The sequence below is a fragment of the Mesorhizobium sp. M0898 genome, assembly GCF_040319695.1.
Lineage (GTDB): Bacteria > Pseudomonadota > Alphaproteobacteria > Rhizobiales > Rhizobiaceae > Mesorhizobium.
Genome location: NZ_JAMYOE010000001.1, coordinates 215,411 through 240,082 on the forward strand (window position 1 = coordinate 215,411; position 24,672 = coordinate 240,082).

General features: G+C 61.9%; 25 protein-coding genes. 9 read left to right on the forward strand and 16 right to left on the reverse strand.

Annotated features, from left to right (window positions below):
- Positions 1-10: 10 nt before the first annotated feature.
- The 4 genes from NKH90_RS01115 to NKH90_RS01130 are packed head-to-tail and all read right to left on the reverse strand — an operon-like array spanning position 11 to position 4,096.
- Positions 11-667 (reverse strand): ABC-type transport auxiliary lipoprotein family protein, encoded by a 657-nt coding sequence (locus tag NKH90_RS01115; protein WP_352471800.1) that lies wholly within the window; start codon positions 665-667, stop codon positions 11-13.
- Positions 668-704: 37 nt separating this feature from the next.
- Positions 705-2,078, reverse strand: coding sequence for an MlaD family protein (locus tag NKH90_RS01120; protein WP_352471728.1), 1,374 nt, complete (start codon positions 2,076-2,078; stop codon positions 705-707).
- Positions 2,079-2,091: 13 nt separating this feature from the next.
- Positions 2,092-2,910: an ABC transporter ATP-binding protein gene (locus NKH90_RS01125; protein WP_352613792.1), complete on the reverse strand. Its 819-nt coding sequence runs from the start codon at positions 2,908-2,910 to the stop codon at positions 2,092-2,094.
- 1 nt (position 2,911) lies between these two features.
- Entirely contained in the window at positions 2,912-4,096 is a 1,185-nt protein-coding gene (locus NKH90_RS01130; protein ID WP_352816678.1) for an ABC transporter permease, read from the reverse strand.
- Positions 4,097-4,174: 78 nt separating this feature from the next.
- On the opposite strand from NKH90_RS01130, the gene dgcA reads away from it, so the two are divergent.
- Complete coding sequence (gene dgcA / locus NKH90_RS01135) at positions 4,175-5,158, forward strand: N-acetyl-D-Glu racemase DgcA (RefSeq protein ID WP_352502484.1); 984 nt, start codon at positions 4,175-4,177, stop codon at positions 5,156-5,158.
- Here the strand turns inward: dgcA and NKH90_RS01140 are convergent.
- Positions 5,129-6,346, reverse strand: a complete 1,218-nt coding sequence (locus tag NKH90_RS01140; RefSeq protein ID WP_352471733.1) for an MFS transporter — start codon at positions 6,344-6,346, stop codon at positions 5,129-5,131. The two genes, dgcA and NKH90_RS01140, sit on opposite strands and share 30 nt — an antisense overlap.
- A 127-nt stretch (positions 6,347-6,473) precedes the next feature.
- Positions 6,474-7,295 (reverse strand): UDP-2,3-diacylglucosamine diphosphatase, encoded by an 822-nt coding sequence (locus tag NKH90_RS01145; protein ID WP_352816681.1) that lies wholly within the window; start codon positions 7,293-7,295, stop codon positions 6,474-6,476.
- A gap of 120 nt (positions 7,296-7,415) precedes the next feature.
- Between NKH90_RS01145 and NKH90_RS01150 the strand changes: the two genes are divergently transcribed.
- The 5 genes from NKH90_RS01150 (at position 7,416) to NKH90_RS01170 (ending at position 11,820) form a co-directional block, all read left to right on the forward strand.
- Entirely contained in the window at positions 7,416-8,195 is a 780-nt protein-coding gene (locus NKH90_RS01150; protein ID WP_352816684.1) for an SDR family oxidoreductase, read from the forward strand.
- Positions 8,196-8,280: 85 nt separating this feature from the next.
- Complete coding sequence (locus NKH90_RS01155) at positions 8,281-8,658, forward strand: hypothetical protein (RefSeq protein ID WP_352816687.1); 378 nt, start codon at positions 8,281-8,283, stop codon at positions 8,656-8,658.
- Positions 8,659-8,710: 52 nt separating this feature from the next.
- A complete protein-coding gene (locus tag NKH90_RS01160) occupies positions 8,711-8,974 on the forward strand; it encodes a hypothetical protein (RefSeq protein WP_352816690.1) in 264 nt (87 codons plus the stop codon).
- Complete coding sequence (locus NKH90_RS01165; protein ID WP_352816693.1) at positions 8,971-9,279, forward strand: hypothetical protein; 309 nt, start codon at positions 8,971-8,973, stop codon at positions 9,277-9,279. Before NKH90_RS01160 ends, NKH90_RS01165 begins: the two co-directional genes overlap by 4 nt.
- A gap of 216 nt (positions 9,280-9,495) precedes the next feature.
- Positions 9,496-11,820 carry an NADP-dependent malic enzyme gene (locus NKH90_RS01170; RefSeq protein WP_352682916.1) on the forward strand — a complete coding sequence of 775 codons (2,325 nt, stop codon included), beginning with the start codon at positions 9,496-9,498 and terminating at the stop codon, positions 11,818-11,820.
- 12 nt (positions 11,821-11,832) lie between these two features.
- On the opposite strand, the gene NKH90_RS01175 is transcribed toward NKH90_RS01170, so the two are convergent.
- A complete protein-coding gene (locus NKH90_RS01175) occupies positions 11,833-12,453 on the reverse strand; it encodes a DUF1287 domain-containing protein (protein ID WP_352613795.1) in 621 nt (206 codons plus the stop codon).
- Between the two features lie 267 nt (positions 12,454-12,720).
- Here NKH90_RS01175 and NKH90_RS01180 point away from each other — a divergent pair, with 267 nt between their 5' ends.
- Positions 12,721-13,905: a DUF2865 domain-containing protein gene (locus NKH90_RS01180; protein ID WP_352766696.1), complete on the forward strand. Its 1,185-nt coding sequence runs from the start codon at positions 12,721-12,723 to the stop codon at positions 13,903-13,905.
- On the opposite strand, the gene gltX is transcribed toward NKH90_RS01180, so the two are convergent.
- The 5 genes from gltX to NKH90_RS01205 all read right to left on the reverse strand — a co-directional run bounded on the left by gltX (position 13,823) and on the right by NKH90_RS01205 (position 20,420).
- Positions 13,823-15,196, reverse strand: coding sequence for a glutamate--tRNA ligase (gene gltX / locus NKH90_RS01185; protein WP_352471740.1), 1,374 nt, complete (start codon positions 15,194-15,196; stop codon positions 13,823-13,825). The two genes, NKH90_RS01180 and gltX, sit on opposite strands and share 83 nt — an antisense overlap.
- A gap of 133 nt (positions 15,197-15,329) precedes the next feature.
- The gene (locus NKH90_RS01190; RefSeq protein ID WP_352613797.1) at positions 15,330-17,135 is read right to left on the reverse strand and encodes an ABC transporter ATP-binding protein; all 1,806 of its coding nucleotides are present in this window, start codon (positions 17,133-17,135) and stop codon (positions 15,330-15,332) included.
- 382 nt (positions 17,136-17,517) lie between these two features.
- Positions 17,518-17,931 carry a GNAT family N-acetyltransferase gene (locus NKH90_RS01195; RefSeq protein ID WP_352770323.1) on the reverse strand — a complete coding sequence of 138 codons (414 nt, stop codon included), beginning with the start codon at positions 17,929-17,931 and terminating at the stop codon, positions 17,518-17,520.
- A gap of 27 nt (positions 17,932-17,958) precedes the next feature.
- On the reverse strand, positions 17,959-19,641 hold the full coding sequence (locus NKH90_RS01200; protein ID WP_352770321.1) for an NAD+ synthase: 1,683 nt from the start codon (positions 19,639-19,641) through the stop codon (positions 17,959-17,961).
- A gap of 65 nt (positions 19,642-19,706) precedes the next feature.
- On the reverse strand, positions 19,707-20,420 hold the full coding sequence (locus NKH90_RS01205) for a DNA-3-methyladenine glycosylase I (protein ID WP_352770319.1): 714 nt from the start codon (positions 20,418-20,420) through the stop codon (positions 19,707-19,709).
- Between the two features lie 83 nt (positions 20,421-20,503).
- Here NKH90_RS01205 and NKH90_RS01210 point away from each other — a divergent pair, with 83 nt between their 5' ends.
- Complete coding sequence (locus NKH90_RS01210) at positions 20,504-21,067, forward strand: DUF1003 domain-containing protein (protein WP_023680015.1); 564 nt, start codon at positions 20,504-20,506, stop codon at positions 21,065-21,067.
- Positions 21,064-21,651: a DedA family protein gene (locus tag NKH90_RS01215; protein ID WP_352502473.1), complete on the forward strand. Its 588-nt coding sequence runs from the start codon at positions 21,064-21,066 to the stop codon at positions 21,649-21,651. Before NKH90_RS01210 ends, NKH90_RS01215 begins: the two co-directional genes overlap by 4 nt.
- 3 nt (positions 21,652-21,654) lie before the next feature.
- Here NKH90_RS01215 and NKH90_RS01220 read toward each other — a convergent pair whose 3' ends face one another.
- The 4 genes from NKH90_RS01220 to NKH90_RS01235 all read right to left on the reverse strand — a co-directional run bounded on the left by NKH90_RS01220 (position 21,655) and on the right by NKH90_RS01235 (position 24,662).
- On the reverse strand, positions 21,655-22,242 hold the full coding sequence (locus NKH90_RS01220) for a hemerythrin domain-containing protein (protein ID WP_352770316.1): 588 nt from the start codon (positions 22,240-22,242) through the stop codon (positions 21,655-21,657).
- Positions 22,243-22,282: 40 nt separating this feature from the next.
- Positions 22,283-22,642 (reverse strand): diacylglycerol kinase, encoded by a 360-nt coding sequence (locus NKH90_RS01225; protein WP_352471749.1) that lies wholly within the window; start codon positions 22,640-22,642, stop codon positions 22,283-22,285.
- 77 nt (positions 22,643-22,719) lie between these two features.
- Positions 22,720-23,139, reverse strand: a complete 420-nt coding sequence (locus tag NKH90_RS01230) for a GFA family protein (RefSeq protein ID WP_352770313.1) — start codon at positions 23,137-23,139, stop codon at positions 22,720-22,722.
- Positions 23,140-23,288: 149 nt separating this feature from the next.
- The gene (locus tag NKH90_RS01235; RefSeq protein WP_254820158.1) at positions 23,289-24,662 is read right to left on the reverse strand and encodes a class II 3-deoxy-7-phosphoheptulonate synthase; all 1,374 of its coding nucleotides are present in this window, start codon (positions 24,660-24,662) and stop codon (positions 23,289-23,291) included.
- Positions 24,663-24,672 lie beyond the last annotated feature (10 nt).

The following is a 24,672-nucleotide window of genomic DNA, read 5'->3' on the forward strand; positions in this document are numbered from 1 at the left end:
TCCGACTGTGTCAGATCACGGTGTCCGTCCAGCGGACGATTTGCCCGGCCGCATCGCCGAACGCGGCATCGAGCGCGCCGACATAGGCCTGGTTGCCATTGCCCGAAACGGGCGCGATGGCGCTAAACGTCTTCGAAGCGCGCACTTCACCGTTGCGGTCATTCAATAGGCGCACGAACAGCTCGACCTCGGCATGTTCGCCGCCATCGACACGCACCTCAAACGAGCGGATCTCAACGATCACCTGATAGTCGATCGCCAGCCCCTCGCCTGGCTTGCCGACGCCGGTGAAGCTGCCCGAGCGCTGGAACGTCTCTGCCAGCCGCGCCTGTACGATCATCGGCAGCCGGTCGGCCCATTGCGCGCCCTTGAGATACTGGATCGATCGCGGCGATGGCTTGATGACGATGTTCTGGCTGTCCAGCGCCTTGAGCGCCGATGGCTGGGCGATGAGGATCTGGCGGCGGCTGTGGGCACGCGCTTCCAGCGACGGCGCCGAAAGCTCGAACGTATCCAGCGGCGCCGGTCGGCCGCCTGGCAAAGCCGCGCAGCTTGCTAGCGAAAGCGCCAGCAACACCGCCCCAACCTTAGACCCACCCGATGTGATGCTGCCTGAACTGATCGACTTCAAACGCGATCCCCCCCGGATCGTGGAAACAACGCGCATCTGCAAGCTTTGTTCTTGCGGTGGTCGGGGATCGAAGTCAACGGCGCACCCTGCCGTCGAACTGCCGGACCTCGCCCTCGCCGCCGGACAAAATCCGTTGTGGGTTGCGGCTGAGATCGGTTACCGCCTCTTCGATGCGGTTGATCGAACGGCGGCTGTCCTGGACCAGCGCTTCGACGTTTTGCAGCCCCTGTCCCGAGAACCGCGCCAGATTGTCGGTAATGGTACCGAGACGGGCGTTCAGCGTGTCGGCGACCTGCTTGAACGATTTGAGCGTCGCCCTGGCATCGGCCATGACGCCGTCGGCCTGGCCGGAGCCGAGCAGTTTGTCGACCTTGGCAAGGATACCGTCGACTCGCACCGAGGCATCGTTGAGGCGTCCTGCAAGCTGGTGCGCGTCTTTGATGGTTTCATCGATGTCGTCGGCTCGGTTTGCGAACCTGTTGGTCACCTTGGCGATGTCGGCAGCAGCCTCGTTGGCGTTTTCGCTGGCCTTCTGGATATTGGCCAGCGCGGTGCGAACCTCAGCCGGATCGATGCCGTCGAGAACGCCGTCGACCTTGGCCAGCGTGCCTTGCGTCTTCTGGGCGAAGTCGTTGATCGAGCCGACCGCGGTGTCCACGTTCTTGATGACCGTGTCGAACTGCTTGCTGGTTTCCTTCAGGTTGGAAGTGACTGTGTCGACATTGGCGACGATGCTCTTGATCTGGTCCTTGTCGACGGCGTTGAGTAGCCCTTCCGCCGCCTTCAGGGTGCCGTCGAGCTTGCCCGAAACACCCTTCAGTTCGTCCGCCAGCGAGCTGACGCTAGCCAGGAACTTGTCGACGCCGTCCGCATTCCTGGCCAGTGCATCGGAGAAGGTCTGGACATTGTTGACGGTCTGCGTCAGCGGCCCGCGAACATCCTTGGTGAAGCCTTCGAGCTCCGAAAGAACCTTGTCGGCGCGGGTGAAGATGTTCTGCGCCGTCTGCAGCAGGTTGGTGACCGCCGACGGATTGGCGACGATCTCGGCGACACGGCCTTCCTTTTCCGCCTCGTCGAGAAGTTTTGGCTCCTTGGGGTCGGCGCCCTTGAGCTCGATGTTGGCCTGGCCGGTGAGGCCGGCAAGCCCGATATCGGCCTGCGTCGACTTGGTGATAGGTGTATTCCGGTCTATTTCGGTGTCGGCGATAGCAGCGGTCGGATTGTCGACGTCGATATAGACACGGCGCACGTCGCCGACTTTGACGCCATTGAACAGCACGAAACTGCCACGGCCGAGCCCCGAAGCGGAGCCTGGAATGCGCACGCGCAGCACCGTCGTCTCACCCTTTTCGCCGATTGCCGCCGTCCAATAGACGAAAGCGAAAGCCGCGAGGATCGCGGCCAGCGTGAAAATGCCGACAATGACGTAGTTGGCCCTGGTTTCCATTGCTCACTTATGGCTATGCGCGCGCCGCAAGATCAAGTTGCCGGGCGCGTTTTCCGCGGAAATAGGATTTTACCCAGGGTTCCTCGCTCCTGAGCATGTCGTCGATCGTGCCCTCGACCAGCACTTTCTTTTTGCCAAGCACCGCCACGCGGTCGCACGCCGTAAACAGCGTGTCGAGATCGTGCGTGACCATATACACGGTCAAATCCATCGTATCGCGCAGCTTGACGACCAATTCGTCGAACTCAGCCGCGCTGATCGGATCGAGCCCGGACGTCGGTTCGTCGAGAAAAACGATGTCCGGGTCGAGTGCCAGGGCGCGCGCCAGCGCAGCACGCTTGATCATGCCGCCGGAGAGCTCGGAGGGGAATTTCTGCGCCGCATCCGGAGGCAGTCCGACCAGCTCGACCTTGAGCATGGCAAGTTCGTCCATCAGCTTCTTCGGCAAATCGAGATATTCGCGCATAGGCACCTGAACGTTTTCGAGGACCGTCAGCGCCGAAAAAAGGGCGCCATGCTGGAACAGCACGCCAAGCCGCATGTCGATGCGAAGGCGCTCCCTTTCGGTTGCCTTCTCGACGTCAACGCCGAACAGTTTGATTGTTCCCGATTGCTTGCGCGTCAAGCCAAGGATGGTGCGCAAGAGAACAGATTTGCCGGCACCCGAGGCACCGACGAAGCCGAGAATCTCCCCGCGCCAGATATCGAGCGACAGTTTGTCGAGAACGACCTGATCGGCGAACGACACCGTGACGTCGTGCGCCGACAGCACGATCTCGTCTTCTTTGGCTTTCGCCGCCACCTTGGTCGTGTTTGTGCCCGGCAGCGCCATCTCAGAACTCGATCGCTGCATAGAACATGGCGAAAAGCCCGTCGAGGATAATGACCACGAAGATCGACTTCACCACGGAGGCGGTCACATGCTGGCCAAGCGATTCGGCGCTGCCGCCAACCTTCATGCCCTCGACCGAGGCAATTATGCCGATGATCATGGCCATGAACGGCGCCTTGATCAGGCCGGCAAAGATGGTGCTGAGGTCGATTGCGACACGCAGCCGGTCGATGAACGCTGCCGGTGCAATATCGGAGTAGAGCCATGCAGCCAAAATGCCGCCGCCCAGCGCGGCAAAGTTGGCGATGATCGTCAGGCAAGGCAGCGCGACGACCAGCGCGACCAGCCGCGGAAACACCAGCACGCCGATTGGATTAAGACCGATCACCTTCAGCGCATCGACCTCCTCGCGCATCTTCATCGAGCCGATCTCGGCGGTGATCGCACTGCCGGAGCGGCCGGCGATCATGATCGCCGTCATCAGCACGCCGAGCTCGCGCAGGATCAGCACCCCGACCAGGTCGACGACGAAGATGTCGGCGCCGAAATAGCTGAGCTGATAAGCGCCTTGCTGGGCGACGATCGCACCGACGATGGCCGACATCAGCACGACTACCGGTATGGCGCCGACACCCATGCGATCGATCTGGTTGAAGATCGCCGCCATGTTGACGGCATGGCCGCGGCCAAGCTTCATCTGAGAGCCGCGTATCGTGGCGCCGAGGATATTCATTGCGGCCAGGAAATCGTCGCGCATCTCATAAACGCGCCGGCCAACCGCCTCGAGCCCGCGAATCATGAAGTTGGGCGGCTTTGCTGGACCTGATTCGGGCTCGCGACGAACGGCGTCCCCGACGGCGCCAAGCAGGATCGAGGCGATCTCGCTCTGCCCCTGCATCGTGATCTCGACGCCCTTTTTTTCGAAGCTGCTGACCAGGCGGTCGATCAGCCACGCCCCGGCAGTGTCCATCTTCTCGATTTGTGAAAGGTCGAGCGCCAGCGTCTTGAAGCCGCCGCGCTTCTCGATCTTGCGCATCTCGGCATCGACCAGCGCCACGGTACGTGTCGTCCAGGTTCCCGAGAAAGCGCAGCCGAGAACGTCGCCCTCCTCGCCGATCGCGATGCGCGGCTGGTGGTCGGGCTCCTTGGCAGGGCCGCTTGCGTCGCGTTTGCGGATGGTCAACATGGCGTCCTGTTTAGCCTGACGGGGCCGACCTGTCGATTTGCCGACATCCTCCTTGTTGCACAGCCGGAGCAGAAAAATATGGCGCGTGTCATTTCGGTCGAGGCCGAGCGCTTTCCGATAGCCGGGACCTTTACCATTTCGCGCGGCTCGAAGACCGAAGCGGAGGTGATTTCCTGCGCCATCACCGAAAACGGCCGTACAGGACGCGGCGAATGCGTCCCTTACAAGCGCTATGGCGAGACCATGGAGGGTGTGCGCGACGCGATCGAGGCTATGCGCAGCGAGATCGCGCACGGCATCAGCCGCATCGCCCTGCTCGATGCCATGCCTGCCGGCGCGGCACGCAACGCCATCGATTGCGCGCTCTGGGACCTGGAAGCGAAGATCAGCGGAACACCGGTGGCGCATACGATACGAACCGTTCCGTTACGACCGCTCGAGACTGCGTATACATTGTCGCTCGCCGAGCCGGAGGCGATGGCGGCGCAGGCCCGCGCCAACGCCCAGCGCCCGCTACTCAAGGTCAAGATCGGCGGCGACAACGACATCGCGCGCATCCGTGCAGTGACGGCGGCAGCACCCGACAGCCGAATCATTCTCGACGCCAACGAGGGCTGGAATAACGACAACATCGTCGCAAACCTCGCCTTTGCCGCCGAGCACGGTATCGCCTTGATCGAACAGCCGCTGCCGGCGGGACATGACAGTATTCTTCGCCACATCGCGCATCCGGTACCGATCTGTGCCGACGAAAGCGTGCACGAGGCGAAGGACCTTGAAGCACTTGTCGGCCTTTACGACGCCGTCAACATCAAGCTCGACAAATCGGGTGGCCTGACCGCTGCACTCGTGCTTCGCGACCGCGCCCGCGAACTGGCTCTTGGTGTCATGGTCGGCTGTATGGTCGGCACATCGCTTGCGATGGCGCCGGCCGTGCTGTTGGCGCAGGATGCCGATTTCGTCGATCTCGACGGTCCGCTGCTGCTGGCCCGCGACCGCGTTCCCGGTCTCGTCTACCAAGGTTCGCTGGTGTCACCGCCCGAGCGGGCGCTGTGGGGCTGAACGCGCGGCAAGCCCGATCAGAGCCAGGCCCGTCAGGGCGATCGGGATCATCGCAAAGAAGCCATTCGCGCCGAAGCGGTCGTAAAGAGGACCGGAAATCAGCGTCGCCGCCGCCATGAAGAAGCCATTGGAGAAGTAGGCGATGCCTTGCGCCGCCCCGGTGCGTTCTTCCGCGACCGTCTCACCGATCATCTTTTGCAGGCCGATCAGCACCAGCGCCACCGAAACCGCGTGCAGCGTCTGGATCGCGAAAAACCCGCCAACGCCAAGCCCAAGCCGCCAGATCAGCGGAAAGGCGAACCAGCGCACGATCGCGCCGATCCCGGCAATCAGCATGATCGAGACGACCGAGAAGGAGGCGAAAGCGCGGGTGAAAACGACGAACATGCATATCTCGGCGACGACGCCCCACCCCCACAGAAGCCCGACAACCGAATCGCTGATGCCGATCGACTTCCAGTAGATCGACACGAAACCGTAGAGAAATGCGTGGCTGGCGGTGATGACGCCGACGCCTGTCGAAAAATAGAGGAAGTACCGGTTGAGGAGTTTCGGTGCCGATTGCTGGATATCGGCGGCCGAAAGCGGCGAGGCGCGGCGTGGACGGCCAAGGCGCGGCGCAATCAGTCCGGCGGCTAGCGCGGCACACAGCGCCGCGAAGATGATCACCGGGACAGCCTGGGCACCGCTCGCCGACAGGATGAAACCGCCGGCGAGATTGGCACAGAGATAGGAGATCGAGCCCCATTTGCGCATGCTTGCGTAATTCGAGCCGAAGCGGCGAACACCTGAAAGGGCGAGCGAATCGGCAATCGGCGAATGCGGCGTCCAGACGACCGTCAGGGCCAGCGACACGGCAAGTACCGTTGCGTAGGTCGGCGGCAGGAGGTAGCCGGCGGACAGGATCAGCGATGCGGCGACCAGCGCAACATAGACATTGGCGCGGTCGCTCGCTTTGTCTGCCAGCGCAGTAAGAAAAGGCGTCGTCGCCACGCGCAGGAACATCGGCGCGGCGAGGATCACGGCTATCTGTTCGGCATGGAACCCCTTCGCCTGCAGCCACAGCGGGAAATACGGCACATGCGTCCCGAGCGGAACGAAGAGCGTAAAGAAGATCAAGCTCATGCGCAGTTCGAAATGGCGTGGCTTGACGAGCTGTTCGGGCGAAAGCGGCGGCAGCGAGGACATTGACAGGCGATCCGTCGGCACGGCATTCAGCCGGGTCGGCCCGCCACACCTGCCGCTGCTTAACACGGCGAAAAAGTCGACGAAACCGCTGGACTAACCGATTGAAGCGAGATGCGGCCGGATTTGGTCAAGCCGCCTGGACTGCCCTGCCCTTGATGTCGATCGGCACGAGCACCTCGCTGCCGACCGGAGTCTCCGGCAGGACATGCGCCCAGTGCAGGATCTCCATCCTGCCGTCAAAATGCTCGACCACCGTCGTGCAGCTCTCCACCCAGTCGCCCGTGTTGATGTATTGCACGTCCTCATAGCTTTCGATCGCGGCATGGTGGATGTGCCCGCAGATCACGCCGTCGACATGCGAGCGGCGCGCCTCCTCGGTCAGCACGGTCTGGAACGAGCCGATGAAATTCACCGCCTTCTTGACCTTGACCTTGGCCCAGGACGAGAACGACCAGTAAGGCAGGCCGAGCACCTGGCGCAGACGTGTGATGATGCGGTTGAGCAGCATCGCCGCGTCGTAGGCATAGTCGCCGAGATAGGCCAGCCAGCGCGCATTATGGACGACGGTGTCGAACTGGTCGCCATGGATGACAAGAAGGCGTTTGCCGTCGGCGGTCTCGTGGATGGCGCGGTCGGCGACGACAATGCCGCCGAAATGAACGCCCTGGAACTGTCGCGCGAACTCGTCATGGTTGCCGGCGATGTAGGTGATGCTGGCGCCCTTGCGCGCCTTGCGCAGCAATTTCTGGATCACGTCGTTATGGCTCTGCGGCCAATGCCAGCTTCGTCTCAGGCGCCAGCCGTCGACGATGTCGCCGACGAGATAGATGATATCGGCATCGTGATGGCGCAGGAAATCGATCAGGAATTCGGCCTTCGCCGCCTTCGATCCGAGATGGACGTCGGAGATGAACATGCTGCGGAAAGTGCGAGGCTCTGCGCCGGACATCATTTGTCACCGTTGCTTTCGCCTGAGCCTATGCCCCGATTCATGCAACAACCGTATGACGGTTGCGATTGGTCCAGCCATCCGGATAGGTTGCCGCGGCAATCAGAGGAGAAAATCACCATGGATCTCGGCATTCGCGGCAAGAAGGCCATCGTCTGCGCTTCGAGCAAAGGCTTGGGACGCGGCTGCGCCATGGCACTGGCAGAGGCAGGTTGCGATCTGGTGATCAATGGCCGCAACGCCGACGTGCTGGCCAAAACCGCCGCTGAACTGCGCGAGAAATTCGGCGTCAAGGTGACCGAAATCGTCGGCGACGTATCCAAGCCCGATGTCCAGAAGGCGCTGCTTGCCGCCTGCCCCGATCCCGACATCCTCGTCAACAACAATGGCGGTCCGCCGTTTCGCGATTTCCGCGCGCTCGACCGCGAAAAGATCCTCGAGGGCGTCACCCACAACATGGTGACCCCTGTCGAGCTGGTTCAGGCCGTGATCGACGGCATGGCGGCGCGCGGCTTCGGCCGCATCGTCAACATCACCTCGCTGTCGGTCTATGTGCCTATCCCCGGCCTCGACCTGTCGTCCGGCGCCCGCGCCGGCCTTACCTCGTTCCTCGCCGGCGTCGCGCGCACGGTGGCCGACCGCAACGTGACGATCAACAACATGCTGCCAGGCAAGCTCGACACCGACCGGCTGCGTGATCCGAAGGAGGCCGGCACGCCCGAAGATCCGGCAGCGGCCGCCGCGCGCAAAGCGCAAGCAGCAGCCAACGTTCCGGCCAAACGGCTCGGTACACCGGAGGAATTCGGCCAGATCTGCGCCTTCCTCTGCTCGGTCCATGCCGGTTACCTGACCGGTCAGAACATACCGGTCGACGGCGGCCTCTATGTCAGTGCGTTTTAGTGGGTATCTGACGCTTTGGTATCCGCTGGGAACGGCGGGAAACGACCCATTGCGGACGTTGTAGCCATCAGCATAAGCTCCGCCAATGCAACACTCGTCCCTCGTATCCTTCCTCAACGGCGACAAACTACCGGACGAGCTTTGGCAGGAGATTGAAGCCGAAGTGACCGAATGCGTGACCGCCGCATCCAAGCCTCGCTCGGTGGGGCATGTCATCATCACTGAGGGGCCAAATACGATCATTGACCGTCGGCATGTGGACGTGCTGGTTAACGGGCTGGCGGACGGCACGCTCCCGGTCCAAGCCGCCGCCTATGTTGCCGATGCGCTGATCATGAGCGACGACTTCAACTTTGCGGACGAGGGCGTCTTGGAGGTTCTGTTCTTCCTGTCAGACGAGAGCGCGCCCCTTTCGCGAGAAGAGGTGCAAGCGCTGCAGAGCCGCCTTTCGACGGGACTGTAGCGTCCGCTTTCCATCCATTGCGGGCCTTGCGTCTTTCGCAGATACTGACGGCATGGTTGAACTGGCCGGGCGGAATTATGAAGCAACGATTGGCAGTGATGTTCAACGGGATGGCATGTACCTGGAGCTCGTCGACCAGGACAATCACATAGTGGGCGAGATTTTTTTCTCGGACATTGATGGAAAGATGACGATTGCCTTAGGTCAGCCCGAGGTTTCCGTTGAAGTAGTCGAATGGATGATTGCCAAAGCCAAGGTTCGCCTGCCACCGACTGATCCTGTTTCTCCTAACGACGGATCGGGAGGAGTACTGTGAAAACCTTCGCAGAAAGAATGATCGGCAAGTCGATACGGTCCGTTGGAAGAAGTGAAGAAGGGTACTGGATTACTGTTCTTTTCTCCGACGGCACCGGCCTTACCGTCTATTCAGAGGTGTCGCTGCGCATGAGTGACGCAGCAAGCGGTTCGCACATCGAACGCGTCACATCTACCGATCAAGAGATTACCTTTCACTTGGAAGGGGATGACTTCGTCGCGATCTCGACCGACCGTCAAAAGCACGACGCCGTCGAGTTGTTCGTCTACCAAGACACGGACGGCACCTTTATCGTCGAGAACTAAGCGACCGCCCTCCACACACAATGATCATTCGAACCGGCGCCGACATAGCTCGCCGCAGCACTACTTCGTCGCAAACATCTTCCACAGCAGATCGCAAAGTTAGGGTAATGCGAAGCCATGAGCGTCGCGCTTGCGACATATCACCTCTCGAAAAGCCTCGGCTGCATGCTAAGAGACTCAAAACATCAAACGGACTGAACTGAGGAGGCGGCCGTCATGACAGGCGAAAGCAAGAAGGCGGCTCGATCCGACCTCGACGAAGCAGCGCTCTATTTCCATAAGCACCCCCGTCCCGGAAAGCTGGAAATCCAGGCGACGAAGCCACTGGGCAATCAGCGCGACCTGGCGCTTGCCTATTCGCCGGGTGTAGCTGCCCCCTGCCTTGAAATCCGCGACGACCCGGCAACCGCTGCCGACTATACAGCCCGCGCCAATCTGGTCGGCGTTGTCACCAACGGTTCGGCGGTGCTGGGCCTCGGCAATATCGGTCCGCTCGCCTCCAAGCCGGTGATGGAAGGCAAGGCGGTGCTGTTCAAGAAATTCGCCGGCATCGACGTTTTCGACATCGAGATCGATGCACCGGGCATCGAGCGCATGGTCGAGACGATCTCGGCACTGGAGCCGACCTTCGGCGGCATCAACCTGGAAGACATCAAGGCGCCTGAATGCTTCGAGGTCGAGGAGCAGTTGAAAGCGCGCATGGGCATACCGGTCTTCCATGACGACCAGCACGGCACCGCCATCATCGTCGCTGCCGCCGTGCTCAACGGGCTGGAATTCGCCGGCAAGTCGATCTCGGACATCAAGATCGTCACGTCGGGCGCAGGTGCTGCGGCGCTCGCCTGCCTCAACCTTCTGGTCTCGCTCGGCGCGCGGGTCGAAAACATCTGGGTCACCGACCGGTTCGGCGTCGCCCATAAGGGCCGCGTCGAGGAGATGGACCGCTGGAAAGACCCTTATGTGAAGGACACCGAGGCGCGCGCGCTGGCCGACGTTCTGCCCGGCGCCGACGTGTTTCTCGGCCTGTCTGCCGCCGGCGTGCTGAAGACGGAATTGCTGCACCACATGGCGCCCAAGCCGTTGATCCTGGCGCTGGCCAACCCCAATCCCGAGATCATGCCGGAAGCGGCACGGGCGGCGCGACCCGATGCGATGATCTGCACCGGCCGCTCCGATTTCCCCAATCAAGTCAATAACGTACTCTGTTTTCCTTACATCTTCCGTGGCGCGCTGGATTGCGGCGCAAGTGCCATCAACGAAGAGATGAAAATGGCCGCCGTTCGGGCGATCGCAGCGCTTGCCCGCGAAGAGCCGTCCGACGTTGCCGCGCGCGCCTATTCCGGCGAGACGCCGATCTTCGGCCCGGAGTTCCTGATCCCCTCGCCTTTCGATCCGCGGCTGATCCTGCGCATTGCCCCCGCCGTTGCCAAGGCAGCCTGCGAGACCGGCGTCGCGACCCGGCCGATCACCGATTTCGCCGCCTATATCGACAAGCTGAACCGCTTCGTCTTCCGCTCCGGCCTGGTCATGAAGCCCGTGTTCTCGATGGCCAAGACGTCAAGCGCCAAGCGCGTCATCTATGCCGACGGCGAGGACGAGCGCGTGCTTCGCGCCGCGCAGGTCGTGCTCGAGGAAGGCATAGCCGAACCGATCCTGATCGGCCGCCCGCACGTCATCGAGGTGCGGTTGAAACGCTATGGGCTGCGCATCAAGCCGGGCGTCGATTTCGGCCTGATCAACCCGGAAGATGATCCGCGTTACCGCCACTATGTCGACCTTTTGATCGAGCTTGCCGGCCGCCGTGGGGTGACTACGGAAGCGGCACGCACCATGGTGCGCACCGACAATACGGTGATCGCCGCCCTTGCCCTGAAGCGCGGCGACGCCGACGCCATGGTCTGTGGCCTTGAGGGCCGTTTCGAGCGCCATTTGCGCAACGTCACGCTGATCATCGGGCCACGCGCCGGCATTAGGGATCGCGACCTGTCGACGCTTTCCATGCTGATTTCGCAGCGCGGCATTATTTTCCTCACCGATACCCATGTCTCCGTCGATCCGACCGCCGAGGAGATTGCGGAGATGACCGTTCTGGCGGCCGAGGAGATTCAGCGTTTTGGCATCGAGCCCAAGGCAGCCCTGCTTTCGCATTCGGATTTCGGCTCCCGCGATTCGCCAAGCGCCATGAAGATGCGGCAGGCGGCGGCGATCCTGGCGCGCATCGCGCCCGACCTGCAATGCGACGGCGAGATGCATGCCGACTCGGCACTGTCGGAGCAGCTGCGCCAGCGCGTCTATCCGCATTCGCGGCTGAAGGGCGAAGCCAATCTGCTGGTGTTCCCCAATCTCGATTCGGCGAACATCACGCTGACCGCGCTGCGCACGATGATGGACGCGCTGCATGTCGGCCCGATCCTGCTCGGCACCGACAGCCCGGCGCACATATTGACGCCGTCGGTGACGTCGCGCGGTGTCGTCAACATGACCGCACTGGCAGTGGTCGAAGCCGCGCATAAGGCGCAAGCCATCGTCGAGCTGGGCTAGCCATGGGCCTTCTCAGATTGGCTTGAACCGGAAATGCCCTGTCTGCCTGAAGGCAGACAAAGTGTCCTCTTCCCTGGCGCCGCCGCCGATATTGTGAATGACCAGTCTTCTTGTCGGTACCAATGTGGAGCGATTGGACGACACGATGGCAATATGCGGCAGATTGCCGGGCAGCATCTGGGCGACGAGATCCCCAGGCCGATAATCGGCGGGGTCTTGGCTGACGGGCAAGGCGGCACCGCGCCGCTCGAAATAGACCGCAAGATTGGGCACACGGCGGTGGTCGATGTTGCGGTCCGGCGCTTTCAAGCCCCAAGCCTTCGGATAGGCGGCAAAATTGGCCCGCATATCCTCATGCACCAATTTTTGCAGGTCGAGATCGAAGGCGCGGCGATAGGCACGGATCACGACATCCGTGCACACACCCCGCTCGGGCTCAACGTCCCCGCCCGGATAGGCCAGGCGTGTATAGGTCGGATCGTAGAGTGTGGTGACGCCGATCTGCTCACGGGCAGCTTCGACCAATTTGGTACCCCAATCCGGCGTGATGGGCTTTTCCTGCGCCAAGGCAACCGGCATCGCCAGGCACAAAAGACCAAATTGCAGTGCGGCTCGACGGGTAATCGCGGTCATGCCAAGCCTCCGGGCGTTACTGAATCCAGGCATTCTTCTAGGCGAATACGCCTTTTTTCGTGCAACGCCAGGATGTCGCGGTTCTGGTTCTGTCCGAATATGTCGTGTGGCGTGGTCGATATGACAGCACCGGTCGTGATCGAAGCCGCGCACTGGCGCAAGCCATCGCCGATTTGGGCTGAAGCTGGAATCGGCGGTATGCTAAACAAACGATTAACCGCAAGCGCGGTAGCTTTCTGAACGACAGGCAGGCGGAGTTTCGGAGGGATGACGGGCGCATGTTGGAAGCTGACGCGTGCCGCCGCGCTGCTCGGTGCCCTGCTAATGTGCGACATTGCCGTCACTCAGGCGCGGGCCGCTCCGCGCCTCTGCCGCCAGCTTGAAGCCGATCTTGCCGCCGCTTCTCGTGGTGGCGGCGGCAAACCGGCTTTGCTCAGGAAATATGACGACGCAATCGTCCGGCAGCGCCAGCAGATTTCAAAGGCCGTCAGCCAGGCCAGCAGCGCCGGCTGCGGCTTTTCGCTGTCTCGCCGCAACGCCAACGCATGCGCAGCACTCGACGCCACCATCGATCGCATGGCAGCCAATCTCGACGCCCTGCAGGCCAAGCGCGGCGACCTTGCCGGCGGTGGTTCGCGACGTGATCGTGCGCGCATATTGACGTTGCTTGACGCCAATGGCTGCCGCGATGATGCGGCGGCGCGGACGCCCGCGCCGGTCCGCGAAGCCAACCGTGAAAACGGCAAGCGAAACCTGCTCGACCAGCTTTTGGGCAGTCAGCCCGAAGAGGCCGACCAGGCTGAAGAACTGAGCCAGCCGGGCAACATCCGCACCGTGCTCAACAGCGCCGACATGGGCCAGCCCCAAGGCGAATTCCGCACCATGTGTGTGCGGACCTGCGACGGCTATTTCTTCCCGATGTCGAATGCTGCCTCGCTGGGCGATTTCGAGCGCGATCAGAAGAATTGCGAATCGAGCTGCCCCGGCACCGAGATGCAGGTTTTCTACACGCGCGGCGTGAACAGCGATTCGGCGTCGATGACGTCTTCGGTGACGGGCAGGCCTTATATCGAACTGCCGACGGCCTACCTCTACAAGCAATCCGACATGCCGCGGCCGCCGACCTGCGGCTGCAACGCCGCGCAGAATTTCGAGATCATCGCCGGCAACCCGCCAACCCGGGAACAATCCGAGGCGAATGTAGAGAGTACCCCGTTCATTCCGCTGCCGGTTGCCAGGCCTGATCCGGGCGCCGACCCGGAGTCCTTGGCCAATGCGCAAGACGGCCTCGACCGTGGGGCGATCAGACGCCTTGCTGTCAAACCTGTGCCCTCGCCGACATCGCTGCCGCCGCCGGAGCAGCGCAAGGTCAGGGTCGTCGGGCCAACGTTCCTTCCCGACCCAGCAGCGGCAACAGATCTGCAAGCTCCGGACCCGAAGGCTGTCCCGTAAGCGCCAGCCTGAGCGGCATGAACAGCGCCTTGCCCTTACGGCCGCTCGCCGCTCGGATCTTGCCCGTCCAGTCCTTCCAGACGGTGCCGTTCCAAGGCTCTTCCGGCAGCAACTCGAATGCCTGGCGAAGAAAGTCGCGGTCCTCGTCGGAAAACTCCGCCGGCTCCTCTGGACCGTCTCGAAGCGTACGCCACCAGATCGCCGCATCGGCCAGCCTGTCGAGATTGCCGCGCACGGCCAGCCAGAAAGACTCGGCCTGTTCGCCGGAGATGCCGAGCACGATCAGCCGGTCGCGCGCCTCGGAAAACGGCATGTGATGCAGCAGCGTGCGGTTGAGCACGAAGAGTTCGTCCGGATCGAATTTGGCGGCGGATTTCGATGTTGCAGCCGGATCGAAGCGCTCGACTAGCTCGGCCATCGTTGGCACCGCCACGACGTTTTCCGAGGTGCCGACGAGCACCGCCAGCGAAGCGATCGCCATCGGCTCGATGCCGCTCTCACGCAGGCTCTGGATGGACAGCGCGCCGGTGCGCTTCGAAAGTCCCTCGCCTGATGCCGTTGTCAGGAGATTGTGGTGGCCGAACACCGGCGGCTCCGCGCCAAGTGCTCGGAACAGGGCTATCTGGACGCCGGTATTGGTGACGTGGTCGTCGCCGCGAATGACATGGCTGACGCCCATGTCGATGTCGTCGACAACCGAAGGCAATGTGTAGAGGTAGGTGCCGTCCTCACGCCGCAGAACCGGGTCTGAAAGCGAGGCGAGGTCGACGGTCTCTTCGCCGCGCACCAGGTCGTTCCAGTGGATTTCGGTGCGCTCCGGCTGTAGCGGATCGCTGCTGAAGTTGGGCAGCAGAAAGCGCCAGTGCGGCCGCCGGCCATCGGCCTCATATTCCGCCACCTGCTCGGGTGCCAGCGTCAGCGCCTCGCGGCCATAGACTGGCGGCAGGCCACGCGTGCGGCGCACCTTGCGCCTCAGGTCGAGCTCTTCAGGCGTCTCATAGCAAGCATAAACGAGGCGCGCCTCCTTCAGCCTCTCCAGTGCGGCATCGTAGATTTCGACCCGCCGCGACTGGTACTCCGTGGCATCGGGGAAGATGCCCAGCCAATGCAGGTCATATAGGATAGCGTCGGAAAACTCCTGCGTCGAACGGGCGACGTCGGTGTCGTCGAAGCGCTGGATGAAGCGGCCTTTGTTCTTGATGGCGAACAGCCAATTGAACAAAGCGGTGCGCGCATTGCCGATATGGATGCGGCCGGTCGGTGACGGGGCGAAACGGACGGTAACTGTCATGAGCAGGGCGTACCGGATGGTTTTGCTGTTGACAAGACGCGCCCCCGCGCTCGGCGGCAGACATAGAACATGACAAAGGCGAAGAAAAGACTGCAGCGCCGCACGTCTATCAAGACGCGCGGCACCGCAACCGTCAGATCACCAGGCCTTTGGTCAGTTCAAGCGCCTGGCGTTCGAACAGCCGGCGGTAGATGCCGCCTTGCAGCCGGATCAGTTGGTCATGCGAGCCCTCTTCGACGATGCGGCCGCGATCGAACACCAAAAGCCTGTCCAGCGCCCGCACCGTCGACAGCCGGTGGGCAATGACCAGCGTCGTGCGGCCGACCATCAACCGCTCCATCGCCTGCTGGATCAGCACCTCCGATTCCGAATCGAGGCTCGACGTTGCCTCATCCAGGATGAGAATGCGCGCATCGGCAAGAAAGGCGCGTGCGATTGCAACGCGCTGACGCTCACCACCCGATAGCTTTACGCCACGCTCGCCGACCAGCGTGCCATAGCCTTTCGGCAAATTGGCAATGAAGTCATGCGCGCTGGCCAATCGCGCCGCGTGCTCGATCTCGGCCTGCGTGGCGGCCGGCCGAGCATAGGCGATGTTTTCGGCCAGCGACCGGTGAAACAGGATCGGCTCCTGCTGGACGATTGCGATCTGTGCGCGCAGCGACGCCTGCGCCACATTCGCAATATCCTGGCCGTCGATCAGGATATTGCCCGCAGTCACGTCGTAGAGGCGCTGGATCAGCTTGACGAATGTCGTCTTGCCGGAGCCCGAATGGCCAACCAGCCCAACCCGTTCGCCCGGCGCGATGTCCACCGAAAAGTCGCGATAGAGCGGCAGGCGGTGGCTGCCATAGTGGAACGTGACATTGTCGAAGGTGATACGGCCATCGGTGATCCGGATCGGTTTGGCTCCGGGCCGATCCTCGATGCCGAGTGGTTCGGACTGGAAGTCGACCAGTTCCTCCATGTCGTTGATCGAGCGCTGCAGATTGCGGATATGTGTGCCGATGTCGCGCAGATAGCCTTGCAGCACGAAGAATGAGGTCAGCACGAAGGCGACATCGCCGGCGCTCGCCTGCCCCCACGACCACAACAGCAGGGAGAACCCGATGACCGCTGCCCTCAAAAGCAGCAGCATCGTCCCTTGCGTGGTGCCGTTGACGGTGCCGCGCATCCAGGTGCGGCGCGTGCGACCGCGCCATTTGGCGACGACCTCGGCGAGCCGCGTCTCCTCGCGTTCCTCGGCGCCAAAACCCTTGACCACGGCGTTGCAGCTTACCGCGTCGGCCAGCGAGCCGCCGAGCCGTGTATCCCACGCATTGGCAAGCCTTGCCGCGGGCGCGACATAGCCAAGCGACAGCATCGTCGTCACCGCGATGAACAGAACCGAACCGGTGGCGACGACAGCACCCATCAGCGGCCAGAACCAGCCAAGCAGCAGCGTCGAGCCGACGAGCATGACGACCGATGGCAGCAGCGCGATCAGGATCGTGTCGTTGAGCAGGTCGAGCGCCCACATGCCGCGCGTTATCTTGCGCACCGTCGATCCGGCGAAGCTGTTGGCGTGCCAGTCGGTGGAGAAGCGCTGGACGCGGTGGAAGGCGTCGGCGGCGATATCCGCCATCATCTTCAACGTCAGCTCGACAATGGCCATGAAGGCGAGATTGCGCAGCACGACACCGGTGAGCGCCAGGGCCACCAGCATCGAAAAGGCCGCTGTCGCCGCGTTCCACGCAACATCGTCGGCCGCAGCACTGCTGGCGACGGCATCCACCAGCCGGCCGGAATAGAGCGGCGTCAGCACGTCGGCCAAGGTCGACAGCAGGAATGTGCCCATAATGCCGGCAAGCCGCCACGGCTGACACCGCCAATGGCTGAGCGTGAAGCCAAGAACGCTGCGAAAGGCGCCCGCGCGCAAATCTATTCGAAAACGAGTCATGATGTCATTCGGGCGCAAACGAGCCCGATCCCACGAAAGTAGAAATTGAAAAACCGCGTCGGCGCCGTTTGGCGCCCGGAGATGCGGAGGTTTGGCGTATTTGGCGGCCCTGTAGAGGGGCGGCGACCGGCAGCGGCGAAATACCTGCCTCGGTTCAGCCTTGCCGCGAGGCTATCTCGCGGCGCACTGACCAAGACCTAGGCTTCGCAGCCTCGCATAACGATGTCAAATCCTGGCATTCGGTTCCTCCTGAAGGGGAATCGCGGAGAGGTGTTTATAGAGACGCCTCAACGCCGCGCCAAGTCAGTAGATAGCCAAAAGCGCATCTGGTCCAAGCAGTGAGACGATTTTGCAACAATCGCGGGTTGTGCGCTGCCTCTGTTCAGGTTGCCGGGATACGGTCGAGGCGCATATAGCGGCCATCGGTGGAAGGCCTGAAGCCGAGCTTCTCGTAAACCGCATGGGCGTCGTTGGTCGACAGGCTCCAACGCGTGACCGTCTTGACGTCCGAGTGGTCGATAAGCGCCTGGACAAGCCGGGTTCCGATGCCTTGTCCGCGATACCCGGGCCAGACAATTATGTCGGCGAGATAGGCAAATACCGTACGGTCGGTGATCGCCCGGCCGAAGCCGACCTGATTGCCGCCGACATAGGCGCCGACGCACAGTGAGTTGGCAAAAGCGCGGCGGTGCAGTTCATCGCTGCGGCCGCTGCCCCAATAGCTCGCCTTCAAAATGTCGGATGTCGCCCGGAAGTCGATCCGCGACAGGTCAAAGCTGATTTCAAGGTTGGCCATGGCTAAACCGTTACGCAGGCCAATGGCCTACCCGCGATCCCTGAACCGGTTGGTGATGGGATAACGGCGATCGCGGCCAAAGTTCTTCCTGGTGATCTTCACGCCGGGCGCCGCCTGCCGGCGCTTGTATTCTGCGACGTAAAGCAGGTGCTCGACACGCGCCACCGTCGCCCGGTCATGGCCGCGCGCAACGATCTCGTCGACGCCCATCTCGTTCTCGACCAGACACTCCAATATGTCATCGAGCACTGGATAGGGCGGCAGCGAATCCTGGTCGGTCTGGTTCTCTCGCAGTTCCGCCGAGGGCGCCTTGTCGATGATGTTGGTCGGGATCACCTCGCCGGACGGACCGAGCGCACCCGGCGGCACGTGCGCGTTGCGCCAACTCGACAACGCATAGACCTGCATCTTGTAAAGATCCTTGATCGGATTGAAGCCGCCGTTCATGTCGCCATAAAGCGTGGCATAGCCTACCGACATCTCGCTCTTGTTGCCGGTAGTGACCACCATCGAGCCGAACTTGTTGGAAATCGCCATCAGGATAGTGCCGCGTGCACGGCTCTGCAGGTTCTCCTCGGTAATACCTTCCTTGGTACCCTCGAAAAGCTGCGTCAGCGCGTGCAGGAAACCTTCGACCGGCTCGAAGATCGGCACGATATCGTAGCGGCAGCCGAGTGCGCGGGCGCAGTCCTCGGCATCCTTCAGCGAGTCCTTCGAAGTGTAGCGGTAAGGCATCATCACGGCGCGCAGCCGTTCCTCGCCGAGCGCATCAACGGCAAGTGCCGCGCAGATCGCCGAATCGATGCCGCCGGAGAGGCCGAGCACGACATTCTTGAAGCCGTTCTTGTTGACGTAATCGCGCAGGCCCAACATGCAGGCGCGGTAGTCGGCCTCCTCCTTCTCCGGGATTTTCGACATCGGTCCGTCAGAGCAGACCCAGATGTCATTCTTTCGCTTCCAGGTGGTGACGTTGACCGTCTCCTCGAACTGGCTCATCTGGAAGGCCAGCGTCTTGTCAGAACCTATGGCAAACGATGCGCCATCGAAAACCAGCTCGTCCTGGCCGCCAAGCTGGTTGGCATAGATAATCGGCAGTCCGCATTCGATGACCTGGCGGATAACGATCTGGTGGCGGACGTCGACCTTGCCGCGGTAATAAGGCGAGCCGTTCGGGACCAGCAGGATTTCCGCGCCGCTTTCGGCCAGCGTCTCGCAGACGGCAACCTCGCCCCAGATATCTTCGCAGATCGGCACTCCCACGCGCACGCCGCGGAAATTGACCGGCCCCTGGATCTCGGGGCCGGCCTGGAAGACGCGCTTCTCGTCGAACTCACCGTAATTCGGCAGATCGAGCTTGTAGCGTTCGGCAAGGATCTTGCCGCCATCGGCAAAGATGATCGAATTGTGCGTGCCGGTCTTGCGCTTCAACGGCGTGCCGATGACGAAACCCGGGCCGCCGTCGGCGGTATCGCCGGCGAAATCCTCCGCCGCCCGCTCGCAGGCCTTCAGGAAGGCGGGCTTCAGCACCAGATCCTCAGGCGGATAGCCGGCAAGGAAAAGCTCGGTAAACAGCACGAGGTCGGCGCCTTGGCGGGCGGCATCCGCCCTCGCCTCGCGTGCCTTGGCAAGATTGCCGGCGACGTCGCCGACCGTCGGATTGAGCTGGGCGACGGCGATGCGCAATATGTCTGGAGCGGTCTTGTCTGTCATGCCCGTGGGTTTAGCGCGGCAAAATTCGTCGAGCAATGGCGTTCGTTTGGACCAAACAGTCGATCCTATTCGCCCATATATTCGCGCAAGGCTTCCGGCGGATGGTTCTCGCCGATCGACATTGCCAGAATGCGCGAAATGTGCCGGCGCGGCAGCCCGGTTTCCGCCGCCCAGGCGTTTATCTGTACTTGGATCTTGTCCAGGTCCTTCTTCGATGTCGGGCTCTGCGCGATGTCGAGCCCGGCGTCGCGCAGCGCTGCCGCCATGTCGGCCGAGACGATGAAGGCGTCCCACTCCAGCCAGCGCAGAAAATACTGGCCGGTATTGCCGCCGAGCCGGCTGCCATGCTTGCCGAGATAGGCCATCAATCCGACCTGGTCATCCGCCGGCCAATTGGCCAGGAACTTGCCGAAGCTGCCATGCTCCTTCGACACGCGCTCGACGAAGGCTGCGTTGTCGCGTACGGATTTGATCTTCTGCGGATTGCGGACGATGCGCTTGTCGAATGTGAGATCGTGCCAGAAATCGTCAGGCTGGAACAGCAGCCGCTTCGGCTCGAAGCCAAGAAATGCTTCCTCGAAACCCGGCCATTTCTGCTCGATGACGCGCCAGACAAAGCCGGCGGCAAAAACCCGCTCGGCCATGGTCGACAGGATCCGGTCGTCCGTAATCTTTGCCACCTCGGCATTGTCGGGCATAGGACCCAGCAGCGACGTCAGCGCTGCCTCACCGCCTTTGCGCTTCGCTGCACGGGCGCGAATTTTCTGAAAATCCACCATTGTTTCCTGACCCCATCGCGTCAATCTACCACTTCCCGTAGGAACCGGCAGCGTCTACCTCATCGCGGACGACGGAGGCGACGATGAACAAAACGATCGAGGACCTGGCAAGCCGCTGGCTGAAGCGAAAGCCGGACGGCCTCAGCGCGCTCGAAAGCCGGGTACTGCAATCTACGCTCGAGCGCACCACGATCTCCAAGGACACCAACAAGGCCGTCGCCTTTCACCAGACGTTTGGAGATCGCCTGGCCGACACCATCGCCCGGATCGGCGGCTCTTGGTCCTTCATCCTGGCATTCATTGGCTTCCTGATCCTGTGGACGGCAGGCAATGTCTGGCTCTTGTCGCGCGCCGCCTTCGATCCCTATCCCTTCATCTTCCTCAATCTCGTGCTTTCCATGGTTGCCGCCCTGCAGGCGCCAGTGATCATGATGGCGCAAAACCGCCAGACGGAGCGCGATCGAATCGACGCCGCCCACGACTATGAGGTTAATCTCAAGGCCGAGATCGAGATCATGGCGTTACACGAAAAGCTCGACGAACTGCGCCACAGCCAGATCATCGGCATGCGAGACGAGATCGCCCGGCTGGCCGAGCAGGTGAAGCGCATCGACGACATTCTGTCGAAGCAGCGAACGTCTTCATGACGGAAGTCATCCATCGTCTCATTGAGCAATATGGATTGGTCGCGGTTTTTCTGGGCTGCGTCGCAGAGGGCGAAAGCGCCGCAATTCTTGGCGGTTTTTTTGCGCATCAGCATGTCTTCATCCCGTGGCAGGCGTTTCTCGCAGCCGCGCTCGGCGCCTTCGGTGGCGACACGTTCTTCTTCATCTTGGGACGGAGCTTCGCCGACCATAAATTCGTGATCAGGCTCCGAGCCCGGCCGGGCTTCAGCCACGCCTACCGCCTTGTCACCTCTCATCCCAACATTTTCGTGCTGTCGAACCGCTACATCTATGGCCTCCGCCTGGTCGGCGGCATCGCCGCCGGGCTGTCGGGCATTGCGGCGGCGCGCTTCGTCATCCTCAACGCCATCTCATCGGTGGTCTGGGCGGCACTGTTCTGCACTGTCGGTTATGTCTTCGGGCTGGGCGCGGAGCACATCGTCGGCCAAGCGCTGGCTCGTCACGAGCGATTACTGATCGCTCTGGCAATCGGCCTCGTTGTGGCCATCCTCGGCTGGCTCGCGGCCCATATCGTCGCCAAGAAGGAACTCCACAAGGGAAGCTGATCGTCAATCAATGCCGAGCGCACGATCACCCTTCTCGAGGATCAGCGGAATGATCAGGTCTTCCTCGTCGGCAAGATGCCGGGTCAACATGGCGATCAACCGGCCGTTCTCGTCGGCATAGGCATCGGCGGCGAAACGCTGTTTGTCTTCGCTCTCCTGAAGCGTGCGGATGAAGGCATTTGCCGCCTCGGCATTGCGCTCCAGTCCCTCATGGATTGTGTGGTGATCGGCATCGAGAATCTCGAAGCCGCGCTTCAGACGGGTCTCGGCCCTGGCGAAGACCGGGAAATAATGATGGTCCTCGACATTGTGATGGCCGTCGAGATTGCCGAGGAAATGGTTGAGGCGCGGCGCGAACCAGCGCGCGAATTCCGGCGCGTTCAGCCTACTTTCTCGATAATCGCCGATACCATTGGTGAGCATGCCGCCAAGCTCGCGGAACATGTCGTGCCGCTGCAGCCACATATTGGCTATGCCGTGGATATTGGCATGCGCCTGCCAGTCCTCGCGCGGATATTTTTCGACCAGCCAGTGCAGATCGTCCGGCAGGCCGTCACGTTCAAGCAACAGAAATCCGGTGGTATCGGCCATGTCGGGCCCCTCAGTTGACCGGCATGTAGTGTCTGAAACGTCAGATCGGTACCCCGAGGATCCGCTCGATGACGGCGACGCCCCATACCCCGGCAGCGATCACCACCGAAATCAGCACCGCCAGCGAACCGCAATCCTTGGCCAGTTGGATATCGACGTTGAATTCGCGGCTGAACGCGTCGCATGCCGCCTCGATGCCGGTGTTCAGCACCTCGATCATGATCATGAGCAGCACCGCGCCGATCAGCAACGCATAGCCGCGCCACGATTCCGAAAGGAACCAGCCGAGCGGCAAGGCAAGCACGAGCAGCGTCAGCTCCAGCTGGAAGGCCTCCTCGCCGGCGGCCAGTTTGCGAAACGCCCGCACCGAATTGTAAAAAGCGTCGATCAGTCGCTGCATGCCAAAACCCTTCGGAATCACCGGCAGGGGATAGCGCAATGGCTGGACCAAGGGAATAAGGCGGCCTCTGCAAAGAATCAGCCGTCTGCCACCTTGATCGACGGCGTCGACTTCTCGAACTGCGGCAGCCCGTCATCGATGGCGTAATAATCGCCCTTGTCGCCGACGAAGATATGACATTCGCCTTGGAGCCTGGTTGGCGCGTCGAACAGCCCTGCCATCACCGAAACATAGCCGTCATCGCTCGGCTTCCAGAACAATAGAGAGCCGCATGTCTTGCAGAAGCCGCGCCTGGCGAACGAAGAGGCCTCGTACCAGGTGATGCTCTCCGCGCCGGCGATTGTAATGTCGCGGTCGGCAACGTTGGTCGCCGCATAAAAATGCCCGCTCTGCTTCCGGCACTGCGAGCAATGGCAGTAGATGACACCGCGTAGCGGTCCTCGTGTCTTGAACCGCACTGCCCCGCACAAGCATGATCCGGTGTGACTGTCAGCCATGTCGGCCTCCCGATGCAATTGCCATCGCCTGGCAGGATTCCAGTTTTGCGCGCGTTAGGCACGAGCAAATGCGACACCGGCGGGATTGAATACAAAAAGCGCCGGTTTTCGCCCGGCGCTTCTTCAACGACATCAAAGTTCAGATCATATCAGCCGTTAACGGCCTGCTTGTGCTGGACCGGATGGCTCTTCTTGAGCAGATCGGACACCAGGAACGCCAGCTCGATCGCCTGATCGGCATTGAGGCGCGGATCGCAATGGGTGTGGTAGCGGTCCTGCAGTTCTTCGGCGGTGATGGCGCGGGCACCACCGGTGCACTCGGTGACGTTTTTGCCGGTCATCTCGATGTGGATGCCGCCCGGATGCGTGCCTTCGGCGCGGTGCACCTCGAAGAAGGTCTGCACTTCCTTCAGGATGCGGTCGAACGGCCGTGTCTTGTAGCCGGCGGCCTCGATCGTATTGCCGTGCATTGGGTCGGACGACCACACCACGCTGCGGCCTTCCTTCTGCACCGCGCGCACCAGTTTGGGCAGATGGTCGGCAACCTTGTCGGAGCCGAAGCGGGCGATCAGCGTCAGCCGGCCGGGCTCGTTCTCCGGATTGAGCAGGTCGATGAGCTGCAACAGGCCATCCGGCGTCAGCGACGGACCGCATTTCAGCCCGAGCGGGTTCTTGATGCCGCGGCAATATTCGACATGCGCATGGTCGGGTTGGCGCGTGCGATCACCGATCCAGATCATGTGGCCAGAGGTGGCGTACCAGTCGCCGGAGGTCGAATCGACGCGGGTCAGCGCCTCCTCGTAGCCGAGCAGCAACGCTTCGTGGCTGGTGTAGAAATCCGTCTCGCGCAGCGCGTAATTGGTCTCCGAGGTGATGCCGACGGCCTTCATGAAGTCCATCGTCTCGGTGATGCGGTTGGCGAGCGACTCGTATTTCTCGCCCTGCGGGCTGTCGGACACGAAGCCGAGCATCCATTGATGCACGTTCTCCAGGCTGGCGTAGCCGCCCTGGGCGAAGGCACGCAACAGGTTGAGCGTCGCCGCCGACTGGCGGTACGCCATCTCCTGTCTTGCCGGATCTGGAATGCGCGACTTGGCGTCGAACTCGATGCCATTGATGATGTCGCCGCGATAGCTCGGCAGCGTCACACCGCCCTTGGTCTCATTGTCGGACGAGCGCGGCTTGGCGAACTGGCCGGCGACACGGCCGACCTTCACCACCGGCTGGGCGCCGGCGAAGGTCAGCACCACCGACATCTGCAGGAAGACCCGGAAGAAGTCGCGGATATTGTCGGCGCCATGCTCGGCGAAGCTCTCGGCGCAATCGCCGCCCTGCAGAAGGAATGCGTCACCGGCAGCGACGGCTGCAAGCTGCTTCTTCAGCTTGCGTGCCTCACCTGCAAAAACCAACGGCGGAAACGTGGCAAGCTGGGCTTCCGTGTTCCTCAGCGCGGCAAGATCCGGATAGGCAGGAACCTGCTGGATCGGCTTGGCTCTCCACGAATTCGGCGACCATTTCGTCATCGAAGCACCT

Excerpts from the sequence above, each read along its gene's own strand:
- NKH90_RS01115 (WP_352471800.1), bottom strand. The coding sequence starts at position 667 with ATGCGCGTTGTTTCCACGATCCGGGGGGGATCGCGTTTGAAGTCGATC.
- NKH90_RS01120 (WP_352471728.1), bottom strand. The coding sequence starts at position 2,078 with ATGGAAACCAGGGCCAACTACGTCATTGTCGGCATTTTCACGCTGGCC.
- NKH90_RS01125 (WP_352613792.1), bottom strand. The coding sequence starts at position 2,910 with ATGGCGCTGCCGGGCACAAACACGACCAAGGTGGCGGCGAAAGCCAAA.
- NKH90_RS01130 (WP_352816678.1), bottom strand. The coding sequence starts at position 4,096 with ATGTTGACCATCCGCAAACGCGACGCAAGCGGCCCTGCCAAGGAGCCC.
- dgcA (WP_352502484.1), top strand. The coding sequence starts at position 4,175 with ATGGCGCGTGTCATTTCGGTCGAGGCCGAGCGCTTTCCGATAGCCGGG.
- NKH90_RS01140 (WP_352471733.1), bottom strand. The coding sequence starts at position 6,346 with ATGTCCTCGCTGCCGCCGCTTTCGCCCGAACAGCTCGTCAAGCCACGC.
- NKH90_RS01145 (WP_352816681.1), bottom strand. The coding sequence starts at position 7,295 with ATGTCCGGCGCAGAGCCTCGCACTTTCCGCAGCATGTTCATCTCCGAC.
- NKH90_RS01150 (WP_352816684.1), top strand. The coding sequence starts at position 7,416 with ATGGATCTCGGCATTCGCGGCAAGAAGGCCATCGTCTGCGCTTCGAGC.
- NKH90_RS01155 (WP_352816687.1), top strand. The coding sequence starts at position 8,281 with ATGCAACACTCGTCCCTCGTATCCTTCCTCAACGGCGACAAACTACCG.
- NKH90_RS01160 (WP_352816690.1), top strand. The coding sequence starts at position 8,711 with ATGGTTGAACTGGCCGGGCGGAATTATGAAGCAACGATTGGCAGTGAT.
- NKH90_RS01170 (WP_352682916.1), top strand. The coding sequence starts at position 9,496 with ATGACAGGCGAAAGCAAGAAGGCGGCTCGATCCGACCTCGACGAAGCA.
- NKH90_RS01175 (WP_352613795.1), bottom strand. The coding sequence starts at position 12,453 with ATGACCGCGATTACCCGTCGAGCCGCACTGCAATTTGGTCTTTTGTGC.
- NKH90_RS01180 (WP_352766696.1), top strand. The coding sequence starts at position 12,721 with ATGACGGGCGCATGTTGGAAGCTGACGCGTGCCGCCGCGCTGCTCGGT.
- gltX (WP_352471740.1), bottom strand. The coding sequence starts at position 15,196 with ATGACAGTTACCGTCCGTTTCGCCCCGTCACCGACCGGCCGCATCCAT.
- NKH90_RS01190 (WP_352613797.1), bottom strand. The coding sequence starts at position 17,135 with ATGACTCGTTTTCGAATAGATTTGCGCGCGGGCGCCTTTCGCAGCGTT.
- NKH90_RS01195 (WP_352770323.1), bottom strand. The coding sequence starts at position 17,931 with ATGGCCAACCTTGAAATCAGCTTTGACCTGTCGCGGATCGACTTCCGG.
- NKH90_RS01200 (WP_352770321.1), bottom strand. The coding sequence starts at position 19,641 with ATGACAGACAAGACCGCTCCAGACATATTGCGCATCGCCGTCGCCCAG.
- NKH90_RS01205 (WP_352770319.1), bottom strand. The coding sequence starts at position 20,420 with ATGGTGGATTTTCAGAAAATTCGCGCCCGTGCAGCGAAGCGCAAAGGC.
- NKH90_RS01210 (WP_023680015.1), top strand. The coding sequence starts at position 20,504 with ATGAACAAAACGATCGAGGACCTGGCAAGCCGCTGGCTGAAGCGAAAG.
- NKH90_RS01215 (WP_352502473.1), top strand. The coding sequence starts at position 21,064 with ATGACGGAAGTCATCCATCGTCTCATTGAGCAATATGGATTGGTCGCG.
- NKH90_RS01220 (WP_352770316.1), bottom strand. The coding sequence starts at position 22,242 with ATGGCCGATACCACCGGATTTCTGTTGCTTGAACGTGACGGCCTGCCG.
- NKH90_RS01225 (WP_352471749.1), bottom strand. The coding sequence starts at position 22,642 with ATGCAGCGACTGATCGACGCTTTTTACAATTCGGTGCGGGCGTTTCGC.
- NKH90_RS01230 (WP_352770313.1), bottom strand. The coding sequence starts at position 23,139 with ATGGCTGACAGTCACACCGGATCATGCTTGTGCGGGGCAGTGCGGTTC.
- NKH90_RS01235 (WP_254820158.1), bottom strand. The coding sequence starts at position 24,662 with ATGACGAAATGGTCGCCGAATTCGTGGAGAGCCAAGCCGATCCAGCAG.